Raw genomic sequence first — 24,645 nt, forward strand, 5'->3', positions numbered from 1 at the left:
GGCCACGCCTGCCAGGATCAGCGCACCGGGGCGCCTGGGCCCAGCGGGATGCCGAGGGCCCACCAGGCGAAGAACAAGCAGGTCCAGGCCAGCGTCATGCACACGGCCAGTGGCAGCGTGTAGGACGCGAGGGTGCCGATCCCCGCGCTCTTGCGGTACCGCTGCAGGAACCCGAGCGCCATGATGAAGTACGGGCTCATGGGCGTGATCGCCGTCGACCCGGAGTCGGCGATGCGGAACAGCGCCTGAGTGGTCTCTGCCGGCACGTCCAGCAGCATGAGCATCGGCACGACGATCGGTGCCGCGAGCGCCCACATCGCCGAGCCGCTGGTCACGAGCACGTTGACCAGGGACAGCAGGGCGAGGATCGCGAGGAACACCGCCCAGATCGGCACGCCCGTCGACTCCAGCGCCTCCGCGGAGTTCACGGCGATCACGTCGCCGATGTGCGTCCAGTCGAAGTACGCGAGGAACTGCGCGATGGCGAAGAACAGCACCAGCACGGGCGCCATCTGGCGTACGCCCTCGGCCATCAGCCGCGGCACGTCGGCCGCCTTGGTGATCGCGCCGGACCGCCATCCGTACACGATGCCGACCAGCGCGAACAGCACGGCCACGATCGCGGCGATCCCGTCCAGGAACGGCGACTCGGTGAGGCTCCCGCCCTCGCCACGCAGCGGGGACGACGGCGGCAGCACCACCGCGACGACCGCCAGCATGCCGACGAGGCCGCTGAGCATCGCCGCGCGCAGCGCGGACCGGTCGCGCGGCGAGAGCTCCAGGCCCTCGACGTCGTCCAGGTCCGCGTCGGGGTCGGCGTCGAGGTCGGGCCGCTTGGCGAGCACCAGGTTCGTGACCAGGGTGATCACTATCGCCAGCAGCAGCGAGGACGCGATGTTGAAGTACCAGTTGCTGACCGGCGAGACGTACGCGTTCGGGTCGATGATCCGCGCGGCCTCCGTGGTGATGCCCGCGAAGATGGCGTCGTTCGGCGTCGGCACGGGGCTCGCGTCGTAGCCCGACGCGATGGACGTGTAGGCCACGACGACGCCGAGGATCGGCGACTTGCCGACCGCCCGGAACGCGAGCCCGCCGAGCGGCACCAGGATGATGTAGGCGGCGGCGCTCGCGACGTGCGAGACGGTGCCCGCGAACGCGACGGCGAACACGACCCACCCGACGGGCACGCGGGAGACCGAGACCTTCATGGCCGCCGACAGGAACCCGGTGCGCTCGGCGATGGCGACGCCCATGATCACGGCGACGATGGTGCCCATCGGGCCGAACGTGGCGAAGTTGTCGACGGCGGTGGAGACGGCCATGGCCAGGCCCTCGCCGCTGAGCAGGTTCTGGACCACCACCTCCTCGCCGTCGGCCGGCGAGACCACGGAGACGCCGGCTGCGGCGAGCGCGGCGCTGAGCGCGCCGAGGATGCCCGCGAGGATCCAGAACAGCCAGAACGGGTGCGGCAGGGCGTTGCCGAGGCGCTCGACGACGGCGAGCGCGCGCAGCACGCCGGGCAGGCGGTCCGGCTCGGGGCCTGAGGTCCCGGGAGCGGTGCCGGGCGTGGACGTGGCGGTCATGACGCCGTCCCCTGTCCGGCACGCTCGGCCAGGAACCGGACCGGCAGGCGCTCGTCGTGCAGGAACTCCCACATGACCTCGTGCGCCTCGATGCTGTGCGTCGCGTAGCCGCCGCCGGAGTAGCTGTCCTCCCCCGGCCAGGTGTGGCCGCCGCCGAGCACCGCAACGTGCGTGACGTCGGCGCCGCGGTCGCACCGGGTCCACCGGTAGGTGGTCACGTCGTCGGCGGTCTCCTCGACACGGGGCCTGATGGCGCACCCGTTGCGCTCGGCCCAGCCGCCCGCCCAGTCCTGGACGGCCGGGAGACCGCGGTCGGCGTCGCCGTCGTACGGGATGGTGGCGTCGGCGGTGCCGTGGAACTCGATCACCGGCACCGGCCGCTGCGGCTCACAGTCCGGGTGGCCGGTGCCGTAGAAGGCTGCGGCCACGGGCGCGACCGCCGCGATCCGGTCCGACAGCTCGCAGGCCAGGATGCCGGTGAAGCCCGCGCCGTTGGACTTGCCGGTCGCGTACACGCGCCGGGCGTCGACGCAGAGGTCCGACTCCAGGGTGTCCAGCAGGTCGTTCGTGTAGGCGATGTCGTCGACCCCGGGCGCCGAGTAGGGCGCGCCCTCCCAGGCCTGCCGGTCGCCGTCGCCGGTGCCGACCACGCCGTTGCCGTAGGCCACGATCGCCGGCAGGGCGTCGAGCCCCGAGAACGCCTCGGTACCCGCGCCGGTGTTGCCGCGTCCGTGGAACACGAGCACGACCGGCCAGGCACGGTCGCTGCGGTACCCGTCGGGCAGGTGCAGCTGCACGGTCCGCTCGCGGCCGTCGCTGGTGAGCGTGCGCAGCACGCTGCTGCCCGGCGCCTGGCCCGGGTCGGTCCCGCACCCGGCCGAGCGGGCCGGGTCGCGGTAGTGGTGCGCGCTGCCCGACGGCGGTGTCGCGGCGTCGGGCAGCGCGGGTGCGGCGGAGGCCGTGGTGGCCCCGAGCGGACCGGCGAGGCCGGAGACCGCGAGCGCCAGCGCGGCCAGGAGCGCGGCGCGCCGGCCGGGCCGGCGCCGGGCTCCCCCGGCGCCTGCGGGGGCGGATGATGCTGTCGTCGTTGACATGCGAGTCCTTTCCTGGTGCCCGTGTCCGGGCATGACGGGATGGACACCTGGCGGGCCAGGTGCGTCGTGGGGTTCGGTCCAGCCGGTGCGAGGGGCCGGGCTAGGCGGCCAGCCAGTCCTCGAGGAACGTGGTGATGCGGCCGACCATGGCCTTGACGATGGCGGCGCCGTCCTCGGCGGTCGCTCGGCGGGGGTCGCCGAGCACACCGTTGGGGCTGAGTCGGTCGTACGGGAGGGTGAGCGCGGGCTGCGCGTGGTAGCGCGCCGTCCGGGAGACGCCGTCGAGCTGGTCCGGGGTGGTGGTGCCGGGTTCGAGGCGGTCGGTGTGCACCAGGTGCGGTGCGATGTGCAGCATCTGCGCCGTCTCGGCCTCGCCCGAGTGCCCGTGGACGGCGCTCGGGTCCATCGCGGCCACCGCGTCGCCGGCGAGCGAGGTCAGGGGCGACCAGGCGAGCTGGATCCCGGGGTGGGAGACCAGCAGGTCCTGCGCCACGGTCGTCAGCGTCGCGTTGTTGCCGCCGTGCCCGGTCACCACCAGGAACCGGGTCCAGCCGTGGGTGTGCAGGCTCGTCACGTACTCCCGCACGACGGCGGCGAACGTCCCCGTCGTCAGCGTGACCGTGCCGGCGAACGCCATGTGGTGCGGCGACACCCCCACCGGGAGCGACGGGCCCACCACCACCCGGCCGGCCAGGTTCGCGGCGACCCGCTCCACCACCGCCTCGGCGCGGAACAGGTCGGTCCCGAGCGCCATGCCCGGCCCGTGCTGCTCCAGCGCACCGGCGGGGATCAGCACGATCGTGCCGCGAGCCGCGGCGTCGGCGGCCTCCCGCGTCGTCATCTCCGCCAGGCGGACCGGCGCGCTCACGACGCGTCCCTGCCGAAGTCCGCCGCCTCCAGCGACTCCCGGATGGTCGTCAGGTGCTCCCGGGTGAGCCGTTCGGCGGCCGCGCCGTCGCCGTCGCGCACCGCCCCCAGGATCTCCAGGTGCTCGGTATGGTCCCGCTGGCGGTCGTCGTACCGGAACCGGATCTCCGTCTGCTCGGGGGCCCGCACGTGCAGCAGCGCCTCCACCGTCTCGCGCAGCAGGCCGTTGCCCGACGCCGCCGCCAGCTCCACGTGGAAGTTGAGCGCCGGGCGGAACCCGTGCACCGGGGGTTGCAGCGCCGTCGCCGTGGCGGCCTCCAGACGCTGCAGCGCCGCGGCGTCGCGGGCGCTCGCGGCGAGCGCCGCGATGCCGGGCTCGATGACCAGGCGGGCCTGGACGAGCTCGATCACCGAGGCCCTGGTGATGTGCGGCCGGTGCGGGTTGGCCAGCACCGACCGCTCGAGGCCCGGCCCGATGTACGTGCCGGAGCCGTGCCGCAGCTCGACCACGCCGGTGGCCTCGAGGCGCCGCAGCGCCTCGCGGACGGTCGGGGTGGTGACGGCGAACCGCTTGGCCAGGTCGCGGGAGGACTCCAGCACGTCGCCGGGTCCGAGGCTCTCGGAGCGGATCAGCTCGACGATGTCGTCCGCCAGCTGCTCCGAGAACGAGGCTCTACCTTGAGTCATGAAAGTGACTAAATCACTTGATGACTCATCGGTCAACCCCGTCGGGGCGCCAGGGACGCGTAGTCCGGCAGGACTATCGAGTCCGCGGCCTTGTCGATGCCGCCCATCACCATGCGGGCGAGCGGCGTCCTGAGCATCGCGCCCATCACCGCGGTCCGGGCCTTGATCTCGAAGGCCGACGGCGGGAGGAAGCCCCGCGCCCCGCCCGGGAGCTGCTTCATGTTGGCCTGGGCGTACGGCCGCATGCGGGCCTCGTACGCGGCGAAGGCAGGCTCGGGATCGCCGTCGGACCGGGCGAGCTCGCCCGCCAGCACGTAGGCCCCCACCAGGGCCAGCGAGGTACCCATCCCGACGGAGCCGGCCGTGCAGGCGTCGCCGAGCAGCGCCACCCGGCCCCGGTGCCAGGCCGGCATCTCGACCCGGACGTGCCGGTCGAAGTAGAAGTCGTCGGCGTCCCACATCGCGTCCAGCAGGCGCGGCACCTGCCAGCCCTCGCCCGCGAGGACGTCGGCGACTATCCGCTTCTGCCCGGCGATGTCGCGCCGGTCGTAGGCCACCGGGTCGCCCGCGAAGTGCACCATGCCGCGCGCACCGCCGTGCGCGGGGTACAGCAGCACGTTCCGGCCGCCGACGCCGTTGCCCTTCGGCATCGAGTACAGGAACTCCCAGCCGTCGAGGCCCCAGGAGTCCCGGCCGGACTCCTGGGCGCTCTCGGCGGTGAACACCGCGCGGTGATACCCGGAGTCGACGGTCCGCCACGCGCCGTCGAACGCGAGGCGCCGCGTCGTGGAGAAGACGCCGTCCGCCCCGACGACGGCGTCGAACCGGCGGGGCGCCGACCGCTCGAAGGCGACCGCCACGCCGTCGGGCCGCTGGTCGAGTGCCGTGATGCTGTCGTCGTAGACGTACTCCACACCCTCGGCGGCGTCCATGATGATGCGCATCAGGTCTCCGCGCAGGATCTCGATGTCGGCGATCACGCCGCCGGAGTGGCCGAACAGCTCGGTGGGGAGCTCGACGGTGCGGCGTCCGGCGGCGTCGAGGTAGGCGATCCCGCGCACGCCGGTGTGGGCGGCGCGCACCTGGTCGGTGATGCCCATCCGGTCGAGGACGGTGCGGCCGGCGCCGCGGACGTCGATCCCCTGGCCGCCGGGGCGGGGTCCGGGGCTGCGCTCGACGACCGTGACGTCGAAGCCGTACCGGCGCAGCCAGAAGGCGAGGGCGGGTCCGGCGACGCTGGCGCCGGAGACGAGTACGTGGGTCATGACTGCTCCTGGGGGTGGTGTTCGAGAAGGTGTTTCGTACACCGTACGAACCGCCCTATGCTGGGTAAACCGTCAGGTAGTGCGGCAGTTAGTGCAGCGATCAGATGTCCGGTGCGGCCCGCGGAACGCACGTCCCGAGCCCATCGAGTGCACTAGTACAGGAGTCTCGATGTCCACCACGTACGAGCGGATCGCCGACGAGATCCGGGCCCGGATCCGGTCGGGCGAGCTCGCCGAGGGCGACCCGGTCCCCTCCACGCGCCGCATCGTCGCCGAGCACGGCGTCGCCATGGCGACCGCGTCCCGCGTGCTCGACGCGCTGCGGCGGGACGGGCTCGTCGAGGTGCGGCGCGGGGTCGGCACGGTCGTGGCTGCCGGTGCGGGCGCCGGGCCTGCGGCCCGTCCTGCGCCGTCGGTCGGCGACGTCGTGCGCGCGGCCATGACCGTGGCCGACGCCGAGGGGCTCGGCGGGCTCTCGATGCGGCGGATCGCCACCGACCTCGGCATCCCCACCATGTCGCTCTACCGGCACGTGCGGGGCCGCGAGGAGCTGCTCACCCGGATGCTCGACGCCGTCTACGCCTCCGCCCCCCTGCCCGACCCGCTGCCCGACGGCTGGCGGGCCCGCGCCGAGGTGTGTGCCCGCACGATGTGGGGCGCGTTCCAGCGCCACCCGTGGGCGGCACACGTCATGTCCATGACGCGGCCGCAGATCGTGCCGCACGGCGTGCCCCACACCGAGGCACTGCTGGCCGCGTTCGACGCGATCTCCGGGCAGGCGTTCGACATCGACACCCGGATGCACCTGACCGTGTCGGTCTTCCAGTTCGTGCGTGGTGTCGGGGTCAGCATCGAGCCTGCCCTGCTGGCCCGCCAGGACACGGGCATGACCGACGAGGAATGGATGGACCGGACCGTCCCCGGCCTCCGGGCAGCCGTGGACCCGCGCCGCTACCCCCACTTCACCGTGGCGGCGTCGACCGACATCGACCTCACCCTCGACTCGCTCTTCGAGTTCGGCCTGGCCCGCCTGCTGGACGGGTACGCGGTCTTCCTGGGCGAGACGCCGTCCGCGCCGTAGGCTGACCGCGTGACGTCCAGCACGGTGAGCCGCCCGCGGGCGGGCCAGGCGATGTCCCCGCGCGAGCAGGAGAACCGGCGGCTGCTGCGGGCCCGGGACGCCATCGACCGCGACTACGGCCGTGCGCTCGACGTGCCGACGCTGGCCCGCATCGCCCACGTCTCGCCGTCACACTTCAGCCGGAGCTTCCGGGCCACGTTCGGCGAGACGCCGCACCGCTACCTGCAGCGACGCCGGATCGAGCGGGCGATGGCGCTGCTGCGCGACACCGCGACCCCGGTGACCGACGTCGCCCTCCTGGTCGGGTTCAACAGCCTCGGCACCTTCAGCCGCACCTTCAGTGACGTCGTCGGCGTCTCGCCGACGGAGTACCGGCGGCGGACGCGACCGGTCGCGGCGCCGGTCTGCTTCACGAAGAGCTGGCTGCGCCCCGCGGACTGAGCCGTCGGAGGGAGCGGCTCCCGGCAGGCTCCCGAGGTGAGCAGTTTCGGAGAAGCGCACCGCACCGGAGCCGCCGTAGCGTGACCGACATGTTCAAGAACATCTCCATCACCTCCGTGTACGTCCTCGACCAGGACGAGGCCCTCGACTTCTACGTCGGCAAGCTCGGGTTCGCTGTCAGCAACGACGTCGACATGGGCTTCATGCGCTGGCTCACCGTCTCCCTGCCGGCCGACCCGGACCGCCACCTGCTCCTGGAGGTCCCCGGACCGCCCTCGCTGAGCGAGGAGGTCGCCGCCCAGGTCCGGAACCTGGTCACCAAGGGCGCGCTCGGCGTCGCGTGCATCCTCACCACCGACGACTGCCGCCGCACGTATGCCGAGCTCAGCGCCAAGGGCGTCGAGTTCACGGAGGAGCCGGTCGAGCAGCCGTACGGGATCGACTGCGCCCTGCGCGACCCGTTCGGCAACCACATCCGGGTCACCCAGCCGGCCACGGGCCCGGTGGAGGTGACCGACGAGGACATCGCCCGCTGGGGCGGCGCGCCGCAGAACGGCTGACGTCCCGGCCGAGGCCGGGCCGACCCCAGGCCGAGGCCCAGGCTCAGGGCCGCGGCGGCCCGGCCTCCACGCGGCGCAGCACCGCGGCGCTGGAGTACAGGTCGGGTGACGCGTACAGCCCGCGTTCGTCCCACCAGGTCGCCCCGGCCTCGGCCAGCGGCCCGACGACGTCGGCCGCCGCCTCCGGCGTCGTGCGCCCGCCCGTGACGACGTCGTACGGGCCGTCCGACGTGCGGTGCCCCGCGACGTACGCCGCGACCTCGCGGACCTCGTCCGGCGTCGGCGGGACGCCGTGCCCGGACGCGAACAGCGGCACCACGCCGTCCCACCCTGCCGCGCGGCGGAACGGGCGGCGGTTGGGCCAGAACCCGCCCACCCAGACCGGCGGCCGGGGTCGCTGGACGGTCGCGGGGAGGAGCTCCACGTCCCGCACCACGTAGTGCGGACCAGCGTGGTCGACGCGCTCCCCCGCCCAGTAGCGGGCGAGCAGGCCGAGCCCCTCGTCCAGCTTCTCGGCGAGCACCACCGGGTCGGTCTCGTCGCCGAAGCTGCCGAACTCGTCCTCGACCGGCCCGCCGAGGCCCGCGCCGAAGATGACGCGGCCACCGCTCACGGCGTCGAGCGTCGCCACCTGCCGCGCGAGCTGTTCGGGGCGGCGCCGGGCCACCGGGGTGACGAGCGTGCCCAGCCGGAGTCGCGACGTCGCGAGCGCCGCGGCGGTCAGGAGCATCCACGGGTCGCCGAACGGCAGGCCGCGGCGCATCTCCTTGCTGTGCACCACGTGGTCCCAGACGAACAGGCCGTCCCAGCCGGCGTCCTCGGCGGCGCGGGCGACGCTCGCGACGGTGCGGGGATCGGCGAAGTCGCCGAAGTTGGGGATGTTCACGGAGTACCGCATCAGGCGCCGACCTCTCCGGTCGCGGCCCGAGCGGCCCCAGCGTCCGGTTCGCGCAGCTCGCGCCACATGATCCGCAGCCCGACGTCGCCCAGCTCGGGGTGCCGGAAGGCGCCGGGCGCGACGCCGAGCGTCACGAACCCGAGGCTCTCGTACAGGTGGACGGCGCCCGCGTTGGTGTCGACCACAGCGTTGAACTGGACGGCGGCATACCCGTCGCGGCGAGCCCAGGCGAGCATGTCCTCGACGAGCGCCCGGCCGGCGCCGGTGCCGCGCACTGCCCGGTCGACCATGATGCTGCCCGAGGCGATGTGGCTGCCAGGGCCCGGCCGGTTCGGGTACATGTTCGCGGTGCCGACCACTGCGCCGTCGCGCACGGCCACGACCACCCGCACCGGGTAGTCCAGCCAGGCGGCCCGGGCCTGCGCCTCGGTCATGGCGGGGTCGTAGGCGAACGTGTCGCCCGCACGCACGACCTCACGCACGATCGGCCAGATGTCCGGCCAGTCCTCGGCGGTGGCCTCGCGCACGACGGTCGCGGGCCGGACCTCGAGCGTGGAACCGGGCGCGGCATCAGCAGAAGGTTGCATGCCCCTACCCTGCCGCACGGCAGGCCGGTCCCGCCAAGGCTTACCCCTCCCCCGCGAACGCGGCCCGGCGTACGGTCGGAGCATGTGCCGAAACATCACGACGCTACGCGGGCTCGAACCGCCCGCCACCGACGACGAGATCACCGCCGCAGCGCTGCAGTTCGTCCGCAAGGTCACGGGCGTGACCAAGGTGAGTGACGCCACACGCGAGCCGGTAGAGCAGGCCACGCAGGAGATCACGGAGATCGTGACACGCCTGCTCGACGCGCTGCCGGAACGCCGTCAGCCGCCCAAGACCGTGCCTCCGCTGCGCCGCGTGGAGGTCCAGGAGCGCATCGCACAGCGCATCAAGGAGCGCGAGGAGCACGAACGCATGCACGAGCTGGGCATCTCACACTCGCACTGAGCGGCTCGTGCCCCTACAGTTGTCGTGTGCTCGCACCGCTCACCTGTTGCTGTCGCTGACCCCGGACCCATCCGTCGTCCGCGTGAATCGTCGCGCGCCCAGCAACAGGAAGAAAAACAGGTGCAGTACGCCAATTCCGTAGTAGACCTCGTCGGCAACACGCCCCTCGTCCGGCTCCACCGGGTGACCGAGGGCGTGACCAGCGCGACCGTGCTCGTCAAGCTCGAGTACCTGAACCCCGGCGGGTCGTCCAAGGACCGCATCGCCGGCCGCATCATCGAGGCGGCCGAGCGGGAGGGCAAGCTCCGGCCCGGCGGCACCATCGTCGAGCCGACCTCCGGCAACACCGGCGTGGGCCTCGCGCTGGTCGCCCAGCAGCGCGGTTACCGGTGCGTCTTCGTGCTGCCCGACAAGGTCGGCAAGGACAAGCGCGACGTGCTCACGGCGTACGGCGCCGAGGTCGTGGTGACGCCGACGGCGGTCGCGCCCGACAGCCCCGAGTCGTACTACTCGGTGAGCGACCGGCTGGTGCGCGAGATCCCCGGCGCGTTCAAGCCCGACCAGTACTCGAACCCGAACGGCCCGCGCTCCCACTACGAGACGACCGGCCCCGAGATCTGGCGCGACACCGAGGGCAAGGTGACCCACTTCGTCGCGGGCGTCGGCACCGGCGGCACCATCACGGGCACGGGCCGGTACCTGCGCGAGGTGTCCGACGGCGCGGTGCGCATCATCGGCGCCGACCCCGAGGGCTCCGTGTACTCGGGCGGCACCGGCCGCCCCTACCTGGTCGAGGGTGTCGGCGAGGACTTCTGGCCGACCGCCTACGACCCCACCGTCCCCCACGAGATCATCGCCGTGAACGACGCCGAGTCGTTCGCGATGACCCGGCGCCTGGCGCGCGAGGAGGGCATCCTGGTGGGCGGGTCCAGCGGCATGGCCGTCGTCGCCGCGCTGCGCGCCGCACGCGACCTCGGCCCGGACGACGTCGTGGTGGTCCTCCTGCCCGACGGCGGCCGCGGCTACCTCGCCAAGATCTTCGACGACACCTGGATGCGGTCCTACGGGTTCTCGCCCGCGATCGAGGACCACACGGTCGCCGACGTCCTGGCCGCGAAGGCGGACCGCACCCCGCCGCTGGTCTTCGTGTACCGGACCGACACGGTCCGGGACGCCATCGACCGGATGACGCGCACCGGCGTCTCGCAGCTGCTCGTGCTCGCCGCCGAACCACCGGTGGTGCTCGGCGAGGTGGCCGGTGCCGTGCACGAGGACGACCTGCTCGACGGCGTGTTCGCCGGCAAGGTCAACCTCTCCGACGAGGTGGGCGGGCTCATCGGCAGGCCGCTGCCGCTCGTCGGCGTCAACGAGCCGGTCGGGGCGCTGCGCGCGGCGCTCGCGACCGACGGCGCCCTGCTCGTGACCGACGGCGGCAAGGCGCTCGGCGTGGTGTCGCGCTCGGACCTGCTCGACTACCTCGCCGTCTGACCCACCGCGCCGCCCGCCCGGGCCCGCCCCTCCCCGCAGCAGCTCCCAGCAGCTCCCAGCACTGAACCCTCGAAGAGAGAGCATCATGACCGACGTCCGACCCAACCGCTTTGACACCCTCGCGATCCACGCGGGACAGCACCCCGACCCGACGACCGGCGACGCGATCCCGGCGATCCACGTCACCTCCACCTACGTGCAGGACGGCATCGGCGGGCTGCGCGGCGGGTACGAGTACTCGCGCGGGGGCAACCCGACCCGGACCTCGCTGGAGGAGCAGCTCGCGGCCATCGAGGGCGGCGCCCAGGGCATCTCGTTCGCGTCCGGCCTCGCCGCCGAGGACGCCCTGCTGCGGGCCGTCCTCTCGCCCGGGGACCACGTGCTCGTGCCGAACGACGTGTACGGCGGCACGCACCGGCTCGTCCGCACCATCCACGGCAAGGCCGGCATCCAGCACACGACGGTGGACACCGCCGACCTCGACGCCGTCCGCGCCGCGATCCGGCCCGAGTCGAAGGTGCTGTGGGTCGAGACGCCGTCGAACCCGCTGATGAAGATCAGCGACATCCCCGCGCTGGCCGGCCTCGCCCGGGAGGCGGGCCTGCTCCTGGTCGTCGACAACACGTTCGCGTCGCCCGCCCTCCAGCGTCCGCTCGACCTCGGTGCCGACGTCGTGGTGCACTCCACGACCAAGTACCTCGGCGGGCACTCCGACGTCGTCGGCGGGGCGGTGGTCGTGGCGAACGGCGGCGAGGAGCTCGCCGAGCAGGTGCGCTACGTACAGTTCGCGGCGGGTGCGGTCTCCAGCCCGTTCGACGCGTTCCTGACCACGCGGGGTATCAAGACCCTCTCCGTGCGGATGCAGCGCCACTCCGAGACCGCCCAGACGCTCGCGGAGCGCCTGATCGAGCACCCGGCGGTGGCTCGCGTGCTCTACCCCGGCCTGCCCGACCACCCGGGCCACAAGACCGCCGCGCACCAGATGTCGCGCTTCGGCGGCATGATCTCGCTGGAGCTGGCCGGCGGGGAGCGCGCGGCGCGCACGTTCGCCGAGTCGACCCGGGTCTTCCTGCTCGCCGAGTCGCTCGGTGGCGTCGAGTCGCTGGTCAACTACCCGAGCGAGATGACGCACGCCTCGGTGCGCGGCACGGAGGCCGAGGTGTCGCCGTCGATCGTCCGCCTGTCGGTGGGCCTGGAGGACGTGACGGACCTCCTGGACGACGTCGAACAGGCCCTCGACCGCATCCGTTGAGTGCTGGGTATTTGCCCTCTCGGAGCGCTCGAGAGGGCAAATATCACGCACTCAACGCTTAGCCTGGGGGCGTGAGCGAACACGCGCCCGTCAGCGCTGCCATGCACCGGGCCAAGGCAGATGCCCGCGCCTCCCACGTCACCGTGGGTCTGGTGCGGCACCTGGCCGGCGACCGCGAGGAGATCGACTGCTCCTGCGGCATGACGCTGACCAACGGGCCGCAGTGGTCGCTCGACGAGCACATCCGCCTGCACAGGGCAGAGGCGCGCTACCTGGCCCTGAGCCAGGTAGCGCCGGCGGGCATGCCGCGCCTCATCCCCGTGGGCCCGGGGCGGCTACCCCGCTGACGGGGCCGGTCGGCAGGGCTGGTGTGCCCGGCCGGTCAGAGCTCCTCCGGGTCGTCCCAGGACACCCCGCTCGAGGATCCGGAGATCGGGTCGAGGGCGCAGTCGGCGAGGTTGCGCGGCGCCTTGGAGGCGTCTCCTCCGCCGAGCAGGCCCCGGCGGGTTGCGGCGCGGCGGACAGCCGGCGGCGCGATGCGTGCGTAGAAGGCGTTCGACTCGTCGACCAGATCGGTCGGACCTGAGTCAGCGGGCTCGGTGGCGGACTGGGGTTCCCCCGTGATCATGAACACATTCTCGCAGAAACCCGAGCGGCTGCACATCCGCTTGGCACAGTATTTCTAATCCTCGCCAAGCCTCCACCGCGACGGCACGCCCAGCGCGCAGATCTCCCCCCACCGGCCCCGCCGGGGTGTGATGATCATCGGATGCAGACCTGGCCAGGGCGCCCCTACCCCCTCGGCGCGACGTTCGACGGTACGGGTACCAACTTCGCGCTCTACTCGTCGGTCGCCCAGCAGGTGGAGCTGTGCCTGCTGGCCGACGACGACACCGAGACCCGCGTCGCCGTCACCGAGACGGACGCGCACGTGTGGCACGTCTACCTGCCCGGCGTCGGCCCGGGGACGCGGTACGGGTATCGCGTGCACGGGCCGTACGACCCGGCGTCGGGCCACCGCTGCAACCCGGCGAAGCTGCTGCTGGACCCGTATGCGAAGGCGGTGGACGGCGACCTCGACGGCGACCCGGCCCTGTTCTCGTACTCGTTCGACGACGTGGACCAGGCGACCACCGGCACGACTCCCGAACCGTCCGACTCGCTGGGCCACACCATGGTCTCGGTGGTGGTCAACCCGTTCTTCGACTGGGGCCACGACCGCCCGCCGGCCACGCCGTACCACGAGACGGTGATCTACGAGGCGCACGTCAAGGGCCTCACGATGCGCCACCCCGACGTCCCCGACGAGCTGCGCGGCACCTACGCCGGGCTCGCCCACCCCGCGGTCATCGAGCACCTGACCAAGCTCGGCGTCACGGCGATCGAGCTGATGCCGGTGCACCAGTTCGTCACCGACCCGTCGCTCGCGGCCAAGGGCCTGACGAACTACTGGGGCTACAACACCATCGGGTTCTTCGCGCCGCACAACGGCTACGCGGGCTACGGCCGGCGCGGCCAGCAGGTCATGGAGTTCAAGGCCATGGTCAAGGCGATGCACCAGGCCGGCATCGAGGTGCTGCTCGACGTCGTCTACAACCACACCGCCGAGGGCAACCAGCTGGGCCCCACGCTGAGCTTCCGCGGCATCGACAACGCGGCCTACTACCGGCTGGTCGACGGCGACGAGGCGCACTACTTCGACACCACCGGCACGGGCAACTCGCTGCTCATGCGCTCCCCCGCCGTGCTGCAGCTCATCATGGACTCGCTGCGCTACTGGGTCGAGGAGATGCACGTCGACGGGTTCCGCTTCGACCTGGCGGCCACGCTGGCCCGCCAGTTCCACGAGGTCGACCGGCTGAGCGCGTTCTTCGACATCGTGCACCAGGACCCGGTGATCTCCCAGGTCAAGCTGATCGCCGAGCCGTGGGACCTGGGCGACGGCGGCTACCAGGTGGGCGGGTTCCCGTCCCTGTGGACCGAGTGGAACGGCCGCTACCGCGACACCGTGCGCGACTTCTGGCGCGGGGAGCCCTCCACGCTGCCGGAGTTCGCCTCCCGCCTGACGGGTTCGAGCGACCTGTACGAGCACAGCGGTCGTATGCCCAGCGCGTCCATCAACTTCGTCACGGCCCACGACGGCTTCACGCTCGCCGACCTCACGTCGTACGACGAGAAGCACAACGAGGACAACCGCGAGGACAACCAGGACGGCGAGAACCACAACCGGTCCTGGAACTGCGGCGTCGAGGGGCCAACGGACGACCCGGAGATCAAGGAGCTGCGCGCCCGGCAGCGCCGCAACCTCCTGGTCACGCTCATGCTGAGCCAGGGCGTGCCGATGATCGCGCACGGCGACGAGATCGGGCGCACCCAGCAGGGCAACAACAACGCCTACTGCCAGGACAACGAGCTCACCTGGATGGACTGGGGCGGCCCGGACGGGCTCGACGACGAGAGCGCGGCGCTGCTGCAGTTCGCCAGGAAGGCGGTCCGGCTGCGCCGCGACCACCCGATCCTGCACCGCCGCCGGTTCTTCGACGGAATCGGGACCGAGGAGCTCGGCGACATCGAGTGGCTCGACCTCACCAGCGCGCGCATGGACGACACGGACTGGAACCAGTCGTACGCCAGGACCGTCGCGGTGTTCCTCAACGGCGACGCGATCACCGAGACCGGTGGGCGCGGCGAGCGGGTGGTCGACGACTCGTTCCTGCTGCTGCTCAACGCCCATTCCGAGGACCTGGCGTTCACCCTGCCGCCCGCCAGGTACGGAAGCGCCTGGACCGTGGTGCTGGACACCGACGGCAGCGCCGAGCCCGGGACGGTGCTGGACGCCGGTACCGGACTCACCGTGACAGGACGCAGCGTGGTGGTGCTGACCCGCCCGAGCGGAACACCGGGCTAGGACGTGTTTCGGACGTGGTTGCGCTTCGGCCGTGATTGGCCGAGTCCGATCAAATCATCGAACATGTGTTCTCATACGTGGGTGATCCGTGGCAGGATCGTGTATATGGCAAGACATACGTCATTCCGCTACTGTCTCGACCCGACGGTCGAGCAGGAACGTGTGCTGTCCTGGCACGTCGGTGCGGCAAGGTTCGGGTTCAACCAGGCGTTGCACCTGCACAAGGAAGCCCGGTACGCAGCCCATAGCCGGGAGTCGCCAGGGCTGGGGGTGAGGTCCGATGGCGACCACTCCGAGGACGACACCGTCCCGGGCGTTGCGCGGGTGCCGTGGACAGGGTTCGACCTGATCACCGCGTTCAACGCCTGGAAGAGGTCCGAGGCTGCTGGGCGCCGGTTCGTCGTCGACGCGAACGGAACCGCTCGGCTCGAGGTGACAGGGTTGGTGTGGCGGGACAAGGTCGTGGCTCAGGTGTTCGAAGAAGCCGCCGTCGACCTCGGACGCGCCCTGAGAGCGCACAACGACTCCCGCACGGGTGCTCGGAAGGGTCCGACCGTCGGGTTTCCGCGGTTCAAGAAGAAGAGTCCGACGGGTGGGTCGTTCCGGATCCGGAACAAGGCCACCGCCGGAAGGCGTGCCGGCATCCGTCTCGGGGACGGAGACCGTCCCCGGTCTGTGAGTCTGCCGAAGATCGGTGTCTTGCGAGTGCGGGAGGACACGCGGCGGTTGCGCCGGATGGTCACCAAGGGTCGTGCCCGGATCCTCTTCGTTACTGTGTCGCGGGGCGCGAACCGGTGGTGGATATCCATCACCATCGAGGCCGCCGACGTCCACCCCGCGCTCCGGCACGCTGCCGCACCGCACGTACCTCAGCCCGTCAAGGACGGCGTCGAGGCCGCCAACCGACAGGACGACGCCGGGCGTGCGGCCGGTTGGGTGGGTGTGGATCGTGGCTTGCATGCCCTGGCCGTCGGCGGGACGTCCGACGGCGTCGAGGTCTTGCGGGTCAGCAACCAGCGCGCCCTGCGGCGCGGGCTGCCGCGGCTACGACGCTTGTCCAAGGCGGTGTCCCGCAAGAAGAAGGGATCGAAGAACCGCCGTCGCGCTGTTGTGCGACTGTCACGGCAGCATGCCCGGATCCGTGACCGCCGCTGTCATGTGCTGCATCAGGTGTCCAACCAGTTGGTCAAGAACCACGCTCGGCTGGTCCTGGAAGACCTGAACATCACGGGCATGCGATCCAACCAAAAGCTCTCCCGCGCAATCAACGATGCGGCCTGGGGTGAGCTGGCCCGGCAGGTCACGTACAAGCAGGCCTGGCGCGACGGACAAGTCGTCGTGGTGGACCGGTGGTTCCCGTCGTCCAAGACCTGCTCGTCCTGCGGCACCCTGCGCAAGGACCTGACGCTCAAGGACCGCACCTTCGAGTGCCACGAGTGCGGGCACGTGATGGACCGGGATCTGAATGCCGCAGTGAATCTCGCCGCCTGGGCCGAGAACCACACCCCACCCGTCGATGACGGTGCCGGTTGTGGTGTTGCCCGGGTCGGGGACCGTCAAGCAGCCGGCCCCGTTATCAACGCCCACCGACAGGACACCCCCACCGACGACGGCCCTCGTGGCCGTGGCGGTAAGGGACTGGATGACGTGGGAACCAGCAGACCGCACACGCGGTTCGACTGGACGCCCGAGAAGGGCGGTGTCTCACAAGCCACACAACTTCTGAAACACGCCGTAGGCTGTCGGCCGTGACCGGACCGAGGAGTGGAACCGGGGGAATCACACCACCGCCCCGACCGGGGCCTGACATGCCCGTCCCCGGGCCGAGGCCAGTGGTGTGGGCCCCGCGTGCACGCGTCATCGAGGTGCTCGTGCCGTACGACCCGCAGGACGAGCCGGAGCACATGCCGCTGCGCCTCGTCGGCGCCGGCGAGCCCGGGTACTGGGGCGCCGACAGCGTGCTCGGGCACGGCACCGACTACGGCTACTCGGTCGACGGCGGCCCGCTGCTGCCCGACCCGCGGAGCGTGTGGCTGCCGCAGGGCATCCACGGCCCCACCAGGGTCTTCGACCCGGCGTTCGAGTGGACCGACGGCTCGTGGTCGCCGCCCGACCTCTCCACGAGCGTCCTCATGCACGTGGACGTCGAGACGTTCACCCCGGAGGGCACGCTCGACGCCGCCGCGGCCCTGCTGCCCACGGTCGCCGAGCTCGGGGCGCACGGCGTCGAGCTCGCGCCGGTGGCCGCGTTCGACCCCGCCGTCGGGCCGACGCGCGGCGTGCGGCTGTACTCGGTGCACGAGCCCTACGGCGGCCCGCGTGCGCTGCAGCGCTTCATCGACGCCGCGCACGCCGTCGGCCTCGCCGTCGTGCTCGACATCCCCTACCGCTGGGCGGTCGCGGACGAGCTCGGGCTGGAGGCCTACGGCCCGTACCTGAGCGGGGGCGGCCGGCCGCGGCCGCCGCGCTCCGACGTCGGCGACGCCGGCGAGCACGCGCTGCAGGCGATGCGCCCGCGCACCGGCCAGGTGCCCCTGGACCGGCCGCGTACTGGTCCCATCCAGCTCCGGACCGGTCAGGTCCCGTCGATCGGCACACGGGCGGGCAAGGTCCCGTCGGCGCCGACGGTCCGTACCGACTTCGTGGGCGACCGCATCAACCTCGACGGCAGCGGCAGCCGCGGGCCGCGCGACTTCCTCGTCGACGACGCGCGGCACTGGCTGCGCGAGTACCACGTGGACGGCCTGGTGCTCGACGTCGACGCCCTCGTCGACCGCTCCCCCACCCCGTTCCTGGGTGAGCTCGCGGACTACGTCGTCGGGATGGGCGAACAGCTCGACCGTCGCTTCAGCCTGCTCGTGGACGGCCCCGGCCGGAGCGACCGGCTGACGACCATCCTGCTGCGCATCCTGTCCGGGCCGGGCAAGACCGAGGACATCCAGGCGCTGCAGATGCTCGCCGACCTGGTGCACCCGTCGGTGCGCCGCGCGACCCGCCAGAACAGCCAGAACAGCGGGCGCCGCACCCGGGTCCGGGCCGGCGCGAGCGTGGTCGAGGACATCACCCGGCTCCCCGCCGCGCAGCTCACGGTCCCGTGGGCGGGCGAGGAGAGCCCCGCGACGGCCCTCCTCGGGGTGGACGACGTCGACATCCGCTCCAGCGTGCTCGCCACCGTGATCCTCGCGGGCAACCCGCTGGTGCTCGACACCGTGCACGCACCAGTGGTCCCGCGCAACGAGAACGAGCGGCGCCTCGTGCGTTGGGCGCGCGACCTGATCTCCATCCGGCACGACATCAGCGAGGAGCTGGACCTGCCGCTGGAGATCCGCTCCACCGCGGACCGGTCGGTCATCGCGGTGCTGCGCGGCAGCCTGGCGTTCGTGCTCAACACCGGCCACGGCCTCGCCGCCCTGCGCCTGGGGAGCCTGCTGCGGCCCGCCGAGGGGGCGGGCAAGGCGCCGCTCCCCGGGGCGTTCAAGCTCGCCGCGGCCTGGGAGCCGGGTGCGACGCGTCTGGTGGGCGACACCCTCACGGTGCCGCCCCGGATGACCGCCGTGCTGCGTGCGGAGAGCTGACCTGCGAGCCTGATCCCCTGGCACCGGCGTCCGCCGGTCCCGCGAAGGAGGCAGCACCGATGGCAAAGAAGCCCGAGAAGCTGTGGAAGACCCCGGTGGACGACGCCCTGCGCTGGGTGCGCGGGACCGACCTGACCGCCCTGGACCAGTCGGCGACGCCCGGCTGGTCCGGCAAGAAGGCGGACGGCGAGGAGCTGATGGCGGCGCGCGGGCCGGAGCTCGCGGAGCTCCAGGAGCGCCTCTTCGCGCACGGCCGGACCGGCGGCGACCGGTCGGTGCTGCTCGTCCTGCAGGGCCTCGACACCGCGGGCAAGGGCGGGATCGTGCGCCACGTCGTCGGCATGGTGGACCCGCAGGGCGTGCAGCACAGGGGGTTCGGCGTCCCGACGGAGGAGGAGCGGCAGCACGACTACCTCTGGCGGGTCCGCAACGCGCTCCCCCGCCCCGGCTATCTCGGCGTCTTCGACCGGTCGCACCACGAGCAGGTGCTCGTGGTCCGGGTCAACCAGCTCGAACCGCCGGAGACCTGGCGCACGCACTTCCGAGAGCTCAACGAGTTCGAGGCGGAGGTGGCGGCGTCGGGCACCCTGATCGTGAAGGTGGCCCTCATGGTGTCGGCGGACGAACAGAAGGCGCGCCTGGCCGAGCGGCTCGAACGGCCCGACAAGCACTGGAAGTACAACCCCGGGGACATCGACGTCCGCACCAAGCTCCCGGAGTACCTGGCGGCGTACCAGGAGATGCTCGACCGCACCTCCACCGAGGTGGCGCCCTGGTACGTCGTGCCGGCGGACCGGAAGTGGTACGCACGCCTCGCGGTCACCGAGCTGCTGACGGGCGCCCTGCGGTCGCTGGACCTGGGCTGGCCGCCCGCGGACTTCGACGTCGAGACGGAGAAGGCCCGCCTCGCGGCCAGCTGACCTGCGGTTCTTCACCCGCTCCTGGGAACAACCTTCGCCGGGCGCCACCCGTCTTACGTGGCATGAGGAACCCCGCAGCGGTACACCCTGTCATCCTCGGTGGCGACGCCGGCGCCTACAGCCTCGCCCGTGCCTTTCACGAGCGCTACGGCGTCAGGTCGACAGTCGTGTCCATCCGCCCGACGCCCAACGTCGCGCACTCCGGCATCATCGACAACGTCGTCGAACCGCGCCTCGACGACCCCGCCGTCATGGTCGAGCTGATCCGCCGGGTGGCCGCCACGGTCGAGGGACCCGTCATCGCGCTCACCTGCGTGGACTGGTACGTGCGGGCGCTCGCGCAGCACCGCGCGCGCCTGGAGGACGTGGCGCTGGTCCCCTACCCGTCGGTCGGGCTGCTCGACCACGTGATGGACAAGCAGCGGTTCTCCGCGCTCTGCCAGGAGCTCGGGATCCCCCACCCGCGCACGGAGGTGCGGGCCGGCGGGGAGCCGGTCGGCGACCTGGACCTGCGCTTCCCGGTGATCGCCAAGCCCGGCGACAACGCCGCGTGGCACCACGTGTCGTTCCCCGGCAAGGCGAAGGTGCACCTGGTGCAGGACCGCGCCGAGCTGGCCGCGCTCCTGCGGGCGGCCGGGGACGCGGGCTACCGGCGGCCCATGATCGTCCAGGAGTACATACCCGGCGACGACTCCCAGATGCGGATCATGACCACCTACTCCGACCGCGCGGGCGCGGTGCGCATGGCCTGGGGTGGCCACGTGCTGCTCGAGGAGCACACGCCGGGGACGCTCGGGAACCCCGCCGCGATCCTCACCGGGCGGCTCCCGCAGGTCGAGGCGGACGCCCGCCGGCTCGTGGAGCACCTGGGCTGGACCGGGTTCGCGAACTTCGACGTGAAGGTGGACCCGCGCACCGGCGTCGGGCACTTCCTGGAGCTGAACCCGCGCACCGGGCGGTCCAACTACTACCTGACGGCGAGCGGGCTGAACCCTGCCGCCTACTGGGTGGCGGACCATCTCGGAGGGCAGTGGCCGGACGTCGCGGAGCCGCTCGAGGTGCTGTACCGGATAGTCCCGGGCTTCCTCCTGGACCGGTACGTGCAGGACGACGCGCTGCGCGCCGCCGTGCGGGGCGCCCGCGTGGTGCACCCGCTCAAGTACCGGCGGGACCTGTCGCCGCGCCGCGACACCTGGGTACGCCTCGCCGAGCTGAACCAGGTGCGCAAGTTCGCGCAGCACCACCCGCTGCAGGATCCGGGCGGTGCGCCCGCACGGCCCGGGTTCGGCAACGTCTTTCCGTCGGCGGAGCAGGACGTTGCCTGACGCCGGCATGTCGGGTGCCGGCCACCTCGACACAGATACAAGCATGGACACAGACACAGACATGGACGCACGAACGGGGCGGGACGGCGGGTTCGCGGGCTTCGTCGGCGTGCTGGGCGGGGTGGGCCCGCTCGCGACCGTCCTGTTCATGGAGCGTGTGGTCCGGCTGACCGACGCCGCACGCGACCAGGACCACGTGGACATGATGGTGCTGCAGCACGCCACCGTCCCGGACCGGACGGCGTTCGTGCTGGGGCGCTCGCCCGACGATCCCGGGCCGGTGCTCGCCGCCGACGCGCGGCGGCTCGCCGGGGCGGGGGCCGGCTTCCTCGTGCTGCCGTGCAACACGGCGCACGCGTTCGCCGGCGCGATCGCGGCGGCGACGCCGCTCCCGCTGCTGTCGGCGGTGGACGTGACGGTGTCCGCGGTGCTCGCGCACGACACCTGGGCGGGCCGGCTCAGCGGGCCGCGGCCGGAGGCCGTCGGCCTCCTCGCGACGGAGGGGACCATCGCGTCGGGCGTCTACGCCGACGCCTTCGGCGCGCGCGGCATCAAGACCCTGGTGCCGGACGTCGCGGGCCAGGCGGCCGTGACGTCGCTGGTCTACGCCGGCGTCAAGGCGGGCCGCGGCGGTGACCTGACGGCCCTGGAGGGCGTCATCGCCGACCTGCGCCGCCGCGGGGCCGCCGCGATCGTGCTGGGGTGCACCGAGCTGTCGGTCGCGGCAGAGGCGACCCCGGCGCACCTCCTGCCCGGCGTCGTGCTCGTGGACTCCCTCGACGAGCTGGCCCGGGCGACGGTGCTGCGTGCGGGCCGCCGGCTGCGCGCGGACGAGTAGGGAGGCGTCAGAGCAGCTTGCGGCCCTCTTCGGCCAGCGCGCCCAGCCGGGACAGCGCCCGGTAGTACTTCTTGCGGTACCCGCCGGCGAGCATCTCCTCGGTGAACAGGCCGCGGGTGTCCGCCGACCCACCGAGCAGCACGGGCACGTCCCGGTCGTAGAGGCGGTCCACGAGCACCACGAGGCGCAGCGCCACCTCCTGCGCCGTCACGGGGTGCACACCGGTCAGCGCGACGACCGAGACGCCGTCCAGCAGCGCGCCGTACCGGCTGGGGTGCACCGTCGCGAGGTGCGCCAGCAGGTCGTCGAACGCGTCGAGCGTGCCGCCCGGCCGGTCCGCCGCGGCGACGACCTCTGCCCCGGTCAGCGGCTCGGAGTCGGTGACGACCTCGCGGTGGCGGTAGTCCGGGCCGTCGACCCGCAGGGTCTCGAAGCGGTCGGAGAGCGCCTTGATCTCGCGCTGGAAGTCCTGGGCGGCGAAACGGCCCTCGCCGAGCGCGTCGGGCAGCGTGTTCGACGTCGCGGCGAGCGCCACGCCGCGGTCCGCGAGCTCGCGCATGAGGCGGGACATGATGGTGGTGTCGCCGGCGTCGTCGAGCTCGAACTCGTCGATGCAGACCAGCTTCTTGGTCGCCAGTGCCTCGACGGTGGGGAGGAAGCCGAGCGCCCCGACGAGGTTGGTGTACTCGACGAAGGTGCCGTAGGCGGCCTTGTCGGCGCCGAGCGCCTCGCCGACTGCGTGGGCGAGCGACGTGAGCAGGTGGGTCTTGCCGACGCCGAAGCCGCCGTCGAGGTAGACCGCCGGCGCCGCCTTGCGGCGGCTGAACAGGCCGCGCCGGGGGGCGGTGATCTCCGCGGCGATCTCCTGGAGCCGGGCGAGGGCGCGGCCCTGGCTGGGGTGTGCCGGGTTGGCGCGGTAGGTCGTGAACCGGGCGTCCGCGAAGTGCCGCGGCGGCACGAGATCGGTGACGAGCCTGTCGACAGGGACCTGCGGTCGGACGGCGCACAGGGCGGTCGTCGCGGTCTGGCTGTGGACGGTGGCGGTGGTTGTCACGAAGCAAGAGATTACCGGCGTCGCGGCACGTGGGGCGTGTCGCGAGAGCAACGTCACACGTGCAGGACGGCGGGTGCGCCGGGGTCGTCCAGCAGCTCGCCGAGGGCCCGCACCACCTGGGCGGGGGCCCTGGTCTGGGCCGGGTCCTCGTTGCGGTCGTCGCCCGCGACGGCGTGGTCGATGACGAGCTCGTGGAAGCGGACGGGCGGGGAGGCGTCGGCCCGCTGGGCCTCCAGGCGCAGCACCTGGACCAGCATCGCCAGACCGGCTCCGGTGACGCTGACGGCGCCAGAGCCTGCCATGGCCTCGCGCGACGCCGCGCCGTTGAGCACCACGTACGGGTCGCCCGGTCCGAGCAGCGGCGCGAGCGCGCGTGCGGCGTCGAGGTGTGCCGTGAGGTGGGACGCCAGCGTGGCGGACCACTCGGCCGGGTCCAGGTCGAGCAGGTCCGGACCCTTCTGCCAGCCGCCGATCGACGCGACCACCGCGCCGGGCAGCGGGACACCGGCCCGGGCGCAGGCCTCGCGGACGGCGTCCGCCTGGGCGACAGGGTCCGCGGCGAGCACGGGGATCACGCTGGGCTGGACGGTGACCCGCTCGGGAAGTGCGTGCCGCGCGACGGCGAGCACCGCGCGGCCGTCGGCAGCCAGGGCGCGTGCGACCCGGCTGCCGACGAATCCGCTCGCCCCGACGACGAGGACGGGGCGTGAACTGTTCATCAGCTCAGGCTAGGTCAGGCCGCGACCAGCTGCGGCACGGCCTTCGGGTCCGGGCCGAAGCGGTTGGGGCCGGGCTCACCCGGAAGGGCGAGCAGCACGATGAGGATGATGCCCCCGACGAACGGGACCAGGCACAGCAGGTAGAACCAGCCGGACTTCCCGGTGTCGTGCAGACGCCGGACGGCTGCCGCGAGCAGCGGCACGAGCGTCCCGAGCATGACGATCGCGAGGAGCGTCGAGCCGATCATCCCGAGCACGCCCGGCTCCTGCGTCACCGGGTCCATGGTGATCAGCGCGGGGAGCAGGAGCGCCACGAAGATGACCACGTTCACGATCGCCAGCGCGAGGTAGAAGAGCCAGTACTCGGCTGCTCGGGCACGGCCGGTGAAGGTGCCGTACTTGCGCAGGCAGGTTCGGACGGAGTCGATCAAGGACATGTGCTGTGGGGTCTTCCCGGTTCGTTGTGGTGGGTCGGTCCGCCCTGCGCGGGCGGGGCCGCGAGGATCAGGCGGCGGTGGGCTGCGCCACGGCCTTGGGGTCCGGGCCGAACTGGTTCGGGCCCGGGGTACCGGCGGTCGCTTCCCACACGATCAGCATGATCGGGCCGACGATCGGCACCAGGGCGAAGAAGATCCAGAACCCGGAGCGGTCCGTGTCGTGCAGACGCCGGACGGTGACGCCGAGGCCCGGCAGGAGGAGCGCCAGGTTGAAGATCGACATGATCGCGTAGCCCGCCACCAGGGAGCCGGGCATCGTCGGGACCGGCGCGGCGGGGTCGCCGGCCGTCGAGTACTCCGCGAGGGACGTCAGGTAGGCGCCGTAGCCCGGTGCGACGAGGATCACGAACAGGATCGTCGAGACGATCGTGACAGCCAGGGCGTACCACCAGTACTCGGAACGCCTCGCGCGCCCGTTGAAGACCGCGTAGTTGGACAGCACGGTCTTGATGGACTCGATGAACGACATCGGGGTGAAACCTCTCTCACGATTTATGCCAGAAATATCCGGCAAGTGCGCACACAGTGTCCCGATCAGCCACACAGTGCGCAAGGCTTAACTTCGGGCAGAACTACCCATGGGCGCTCGCCCCGACATGT

The 24,645-nt window shown here is 72.2% G+C and carries 25 protein-coding genes; 13 read left to right on the forward strand and 12 right to left on the reverse strand.

Annotated features, from left to right (window positions below):
* Positions 1 to 17 precede the first annotated feature (17 nt).
* From ACFO6V_RS06440 to ACFO6V_RS06460, 5 genes are all read right to left on the reverse strand, one after another.
* On the reverse strand, positions 18 to 1,583 hold the full coding sequence (locus ACFO6V_RS06440) for an AbgT family transporter (RefSeq protein ID WP_377133400.1): 1,566 nt from the start codon (positions 1,581 to 1,583) through the stop codon (positions 18 to 20).
* Positions 1,580 to 2,677: a CE1 family esterase gene (locus ACFO6V_RS06445; protein WP_377133402.1), complete on the reverse strand. Its 1,098-nt coding sequence runs from the start codon at positions 2,675 to 2,677 to the stop codon at positions 1,580 to 1,582. The genes ACFO6V_RS06440 and ACFO6V_RS06445 overlap by 4 nt, the downstream gene beginning before the upstream one ends.
* A gap of 100 nt (positions 2,678 to 2,777) precedes the next feature.
* Entirely contained in the window at positions 2,778 to 3,545 is a 768-nt protein-coding gene (locus tag ACFO6V_RS06450; protein ID WP_377133404.1) for a creatininase family protein, read from the reverse strand.
* Positions 3,542 to 4,231: a FadR/GntR family transcriptional regulator gene (locus ACFO6V_RS06455; RefSeq protein WP_377133406.1), complete on the reverse strand. Its 690-nt coding sequence runs from the start codon at positions 4,229 to 4,231 to the stop codon at positions 3,542 to 3,544. The genes ACFO6V_RS06450 and ACFO6V_RS06455 overlap by 4 nt, the downstream gene beginning before the upstream one ends.
* Positions 4,232 to 4,263: 32 nt before the next feature.
* Complete coding sequence (locus ACFO6V_RS06460; protein ID WP_377133408.1) at positions 4,264 to 5,496, reverse strand: FAD-dependent monooxygenase; 1,233 nt, start codon at positions 5,494 to 5,496, stop codon at positions 4,264 to 4,266.
* Positions 5,497 to 5,665: 169 nt separating this feature from the next.
* Here ACFO6V_RS06460 and ACFO6V_RS06465 point away from each other — a divergent pair, with 169 nt between their 5' ends.
* From ACFO6V_RS06465 to ACFO6V_RS06475, 3 genes are all read left to right on the forward strand, one after another.
* Positions 5,666 to 6,577 carry a GntR family transcriptional regulator gene (locus ACFO6V_RS06465; RefSeq protein WP_377133410.1) on the forward strand — a complete coding sequence of 304 codons (912 nt, stop codon included), beginning with the start codon at positions 5,666 to 5,668 and terminating at the stop codon, positions 6,575 to 6,577.
* 51 nt (positions 6,578 to 6,628) lie between these two features.
* The gene (locus ACFO6V_RS06470) at positions 6,629 to 7,018 is read left to right on the forward strand and encodes a helix-turn-helix domain-containing protein (protein ID WP_377135176.1); all 390 of its coding nucleotides are present in this window, start codon (positions 6,629 to 6,631) and stop codon (positions 7,016 to 7,018) included.
* A gap of 89 nt (positions 7,019 to 7,107) precedes the next feature.
* Positions 7,108 to 7,578, forward strand: a complete 471-nt coding sequence (locus tag ACFO6V_RS06475) for a VOC family protein (protein ID WP_377133412.1) — start codon at positions 7,108 to 7,110, stop codon at positions 7,576 to 7,578.
* Positions 7,579 to 7,621: 43 nt separating this feature from the next.
* Here the strand turns inward: ACFO6V_RS06475 and ACFO6V_RS06480 are convergent, their stop codons facing one another.
* Positions 7,622 to 8,476, reverse strand: a complete 855-nt coding sequence (locus tag ACFO6V_RS06480; protein WP_377133414.1) for an LLM class flavin-dependent oxidoreductase — start codon at positions 8,474 to 8,476, stop codon at positions 7,622 to 7,624.
* Positions 8,476 to 9,063: a GNAT family N-acetyltransferase gene (locus ACFO6V_RS06485; protein WP_377133416.1), complete on the reverse strand. Its 588-nt coding sequence runs from the start codon at positions 9,061 to 9,063 to the stop codon at positions 8,476 to 8,478. The genes ACFO6V_RS06480 and ACFO6V_RS06485 overlap by 1 nt, the downstream gene beginning before the upstream one ends.
* An 82-nt stretch (positions 9,064 to 9,145) precedes the next feature.
* Between ACFO6V_RS06485 and ACFO6V_RS06490 the strand changes: the two genes are divergently transcribed.
* The 4 genes from ACFO6V_RS06490 (at position 9,146) to ACFO6V_RS06505 (ending at position 12,556) form a co-directional block, all read left to right on the forward strand.
* Positions 9,146 to 9,469, forward strand: a complete 324-nt coding sequence (locus ACFO6V_RS06490) for a DUF2277 domain-containing protein (protein WP_377133418.1) — start codon at positions 9,146 to 9,148, stop codon at positions 9,467 to 9,469.
* Between the two features lie 120 nt (positions 9,470 to 9,589).
* A complete protein-coding gene (locus ACFO6V_RS06495; protein WP_377133420.1) occupies positions 9,590 to 10,957 on the forward strand; it encodes a cystathionine beta-synthase in 1,368 nt (455 codons plus the stop codon).
* Positions 10,958 to 11,042: 85 nt separating this feature from the next.
* Entirely contained in the window at positions 11,043 to 12,209 is a 1,167-nt protein-coding gene (locus tag ACFO6V_RS06500; RefSeq protein ID WP_377133422.1) for a cystathionine gamma-synthase, read from the forward strand.
* A gap of 71 nt (positions 12,210 to 12,280) precedes the next feature.
* On the forward strand, positions 12,281 to 12,556 hold the full coding sequence (locus ACFO6V_RS06505; protein WP_377133424.1) for a hypothetical protein: 276 nt from the start codon (positions 12,281 to 12,283) through the stop codon (positions 12,554 to 12,556).
* Between the two features lie 35 nt (positions 12,557 to 12,591).
* Here ACFO6V_RS06505 and ACFO6V_RS06510 read toward each other — a convergent pair whose 3' ends face one another.
* A complete protein-coding gene (locus ACFO6V_RS06510) occupies positions 12,592 to 12,837 on the reverse strand; it encodes a hypothetical protein (protein WP_377133426.1) in 246 nt (81 codons plus the stop codon).
* A gap of 141 nt (positions 12,838 to 12,978) precedes the next feature.
* Here ACFO6V_RS06510 and glgX point away from each other — a divergent pair, with 141 nt between their 5' ends.
* The 6 genes from glgX to cuyB all read left to right on the forward strand — a co-directional run bounded on the left by glgX (position 12,979) and on the right by cuyB (position 21,775).
* Entirely contained in the window at positions 12,979 to 15,117 is a 2,139-nt protein-coding gene (gene glgX, locus ACFO6V_RS06515) for a glycogen debranching protein GlgX (protein WP_377133428.1), read from the forward strand.
* A gap of 81 nt (positions 15,118 to 15,198) precedes the next feature.
* Entirely contained in the window at positions 15,199 to 16,869 is a 1,671-nt protein-coding gene (locus ACFO6V_RS06520; protein ID WP_377133431.1) for an RNA-guided endonuclease InsQ/TnpB family protein, read from the forward strand.
* Positions 16,870 to 16,925: 56 nt separating this feature from the next.
* Positions 16,926 to 18,692, forward strand: a complete 1,767-nt coding sequence (locus ACFO6V_RS06525) for a hypothetical protein (RefSeq protein WP_377133433.1) — start codon at positions 16,926 to 16,928, stop codon at positions 18,690 to 18,692.
* A 59-nt stretch (positions 18,693 to 18,751) separates the two neighbouring features.
* Positions 18,752 to 19,612 carry a PPK2 family polyphosphate kinase gene (locus ACFO6V_RS06530; RefSeq protein ID WP_377133435.1) on the forward strand — a complete coding sequence of 287 codons (861 nt, stop codon included), beginning with the start codon at positions 18,752 to 18,754 and terminating at the stop codon, positions 19,610 to 19,612.
* Between the two features lie 62 nt (positions 19,613 to 19,674).
* A complete protein-coding gene (locus tag ACFO6V_RS06535) occupies positions 19,675 to 20,937 on the forward strand; it encodes a carboxylate--amine ligase (protein WP_377133437.1) in 1,263 nt (420 codons plus the stop codon).
* A 43-nt stretch (positions 20,938 to 20,980) separates the two neighbouring features.
* A complete protein-coding gene (cuyB, locus tag ACFO6V_RS06540; RefSeq protein WP_377133439.1) occupies positions 20,981 to 21,775 on the forward strand; it encodes a cysteate racemase in 795 nt (264 codons plus the stop codon).
* Between the two features lie 7 nt (positions 21,776 to 21,782).
* On the opposite strand, the gene zapE is transcribed toward cuyB, so the two are convergent.
* The 4 genes from zapE to ACFO6V_RS06560 all read right to left on the reverse strand — a co-directional run bounded on the left by zapE (position 21,783) and on the right by ACFO6V_RS06560 (position 24,514).
* The gene (zapE, locus tag ACFO6V_RS06545; RefSeq protein ID WP_377133441.1) at positions 21,783 to 22,829 is read right to left on the reverse strand and encodes a cell division protein ZapE; all 1,047 of its coding nucleotides are present in this window, start codon (positions 22,827 to 22,829) and stop codon (positions 21,783 to 21,785) included.
* Between the two features lie 53 nt (positions 22,830 to 22,882).
* Entirely contained in the window at positions 22,883 to 23,548 is a 666-nt protein-coding gene (locus ACFO6V_RS06550) for an SDR family oxidoreductase (protein WP_377133443.1), read from the reverse strand.
* 14 nt (positions 23,549 to 23,562) lie between these two features.
* Complete coding sequence (locus ACFO6V_RS06555; RefSeq protein WP_377133445.1) at positions 23,563 to 23,985, reverse strand: DUF805 domain-containing protein; 423 nt, start codon at positions 23,983 to 23,985, stop codon at positions 23,563 to 23,565.
* Positions 23,986 to 24,052: 67 nt separating this feature from the next.
* A complete protein-coding gene (locus tag ACFO6V_RS06560; protein ID WP_377133447.1) occupies positions 24,053 to 24,514 on the reverse strand; it encodes a DUF805 domain-containing protein in 462 nt (153 codons plus the stop codon).
* Between the last annotated feature and the right edge of the window lie 131 nt (positions 24,515 to 24,645).

The sequence above is a fragment of the Promicromonospora alba genome, from assembly GCF_042654905.1.
Taxonomy (GTDB): domain Bacteria; phylum Actinomycetota; class Actinomycetes; order Actinomycetales; family Cellulomonadaceae; genus Promicromonospora; species Promicromonospora alba.

Coding starts and splice junctions, on each gene's coding strand:
- ACFO6V_RS06460 (WP_377133408.1), bottom strand. CDS start 5,496: ATGACCCACGTACTCGTCTCCGGCGCCAGCGTCGCCGGACCCGCCCTC.
- ACFO6V_RS06455 (WP_377133406.1), bottom strand. CDS start 4,231: ATGACTCAAGGTAGAGCCTCGTTCTCGGAGCAGCTGGCGGACGACATC.
- ACFO6V_RS06445 (WP_377133402.1), bottom strand. CDS start 2,677: ATGTCAACGACGACAGCATCATCCGCCCCCGCAGGCGCCGGGGGAGCC.
- ACFO6V_RS06535 (WP_377133437.1), top strand. CDS start 19,675: ATGAGGAACCCCGCAGCGGTACACCCTGTCATCCTCGGTGGCGACGCC.
- ACFO6V_RS06555 (WP_377133445.1), bottom strand. CDS start 23,985: ATGTCCTTGATCGACTCCGTCCGAACCTGCCTGCGCAAGTACGGCACC.
- ACFO6V_RS06485 (WP_377133416.1), bottom strand. CDS start 9,063: ATGCAACCTTCTGCTGATGCCGCGCCCGGTTCCACGCTCGAGGTCCGG.
- ACFO6V_RS06530 (WP_377133435.1), top strand. CDS start 18,752: ATGGCAAAGAAGCCCGAGAAGCTGTGGAAGACCCCGGTGGACGACGCC.
- ACFO6V_RS06500 (WP_377133422.1), top strand. CDS start 11,043: ATGACCGACGTCCGACCCAACCGCTTTGACACCCTCGCGATCCACGCG.
- ACFO6V_RS06470 (WP_377135176.1), top strand. CDS start 6,629: ATGTCCCCGCGCGAGCAGGAGAACCGGCGGCTGCTGCGGGCCCGGGAC.
- ACFO6V_RS06510 (WP_377133426.1), bottom strand. CDS start 12,837: ATGATCACGGGGGAACCCCAGTCCGCCACCGAGCCCGCTGACTCAGGT.
- ACFO6V_RS06475 (WP_377133412.1), top strand. CDS start 7,108: ATGTTCAAGAACATCTCCATCACCTCCGTGTACGTCCTCGACCAGGAC.
- ACFO6V_RS06560 (WP_377133447.1), bottom strand. CDS start 24,514: ATGTCGTTCATCGAGTCCATCAAGACCGTGCTGTCCAACTACGCGGTC.
- ACFO6V_RS06440 (WP_377133400.1), bottom strand. CDS start 1,583: ATGACCGCCACGTCCACGCCCGGCACCGCTCCCGGGACCTCAGGCCCC.
- ACFO6V_RS06550 (WP_377133443.1), bottom strand. CDS start 23,548: ATGAACAGTTCACGCCCCGTCCTCGTCGTCGGGGCGAGCGGATTCGTC.
- ACFO6V_RS06465 (WP_377133410.1), top strand. CDS start 5,666: ATGTCCACCACGTACGAGCGGATCGCCGACGAGATCCGGGCCCGGATC.
- ACFO6V_RS06525 (WP_377133433.1), top strand. CDS start 16,926: ATGCCCGTCCCCGGGCCGAGGCCAGTGGTGTGGGCCCCGCGTGCACGC.
- ACFO6V_RS06490 (WP_377133418.1), top strand. CDS start 9,146: ATGTGCCGAAACATCACGACGCTACGCGGGCTCGAACCGCCCGCCACC.
- glgX (WP_377133428.1), top strand. CDS start 12,979: ATGCAGACCTGGCCAGGGCGCCCCTACCCCCTCGGCGCGACGTTCGAC.
- ACFO6V_RS06480 (WP_377133414.1), bottom strand. CDS start 8,476: ATGCGGTACTCCGTGAACATCCCCAACTTCGGCGACTTCGCCGATCCC.
- cuyB (WP_377133439.1), top strand. CDS start 20,981: ATGGACACAGACACAGACATGGACGCACGAACGGGGCGGGACGGCGGG.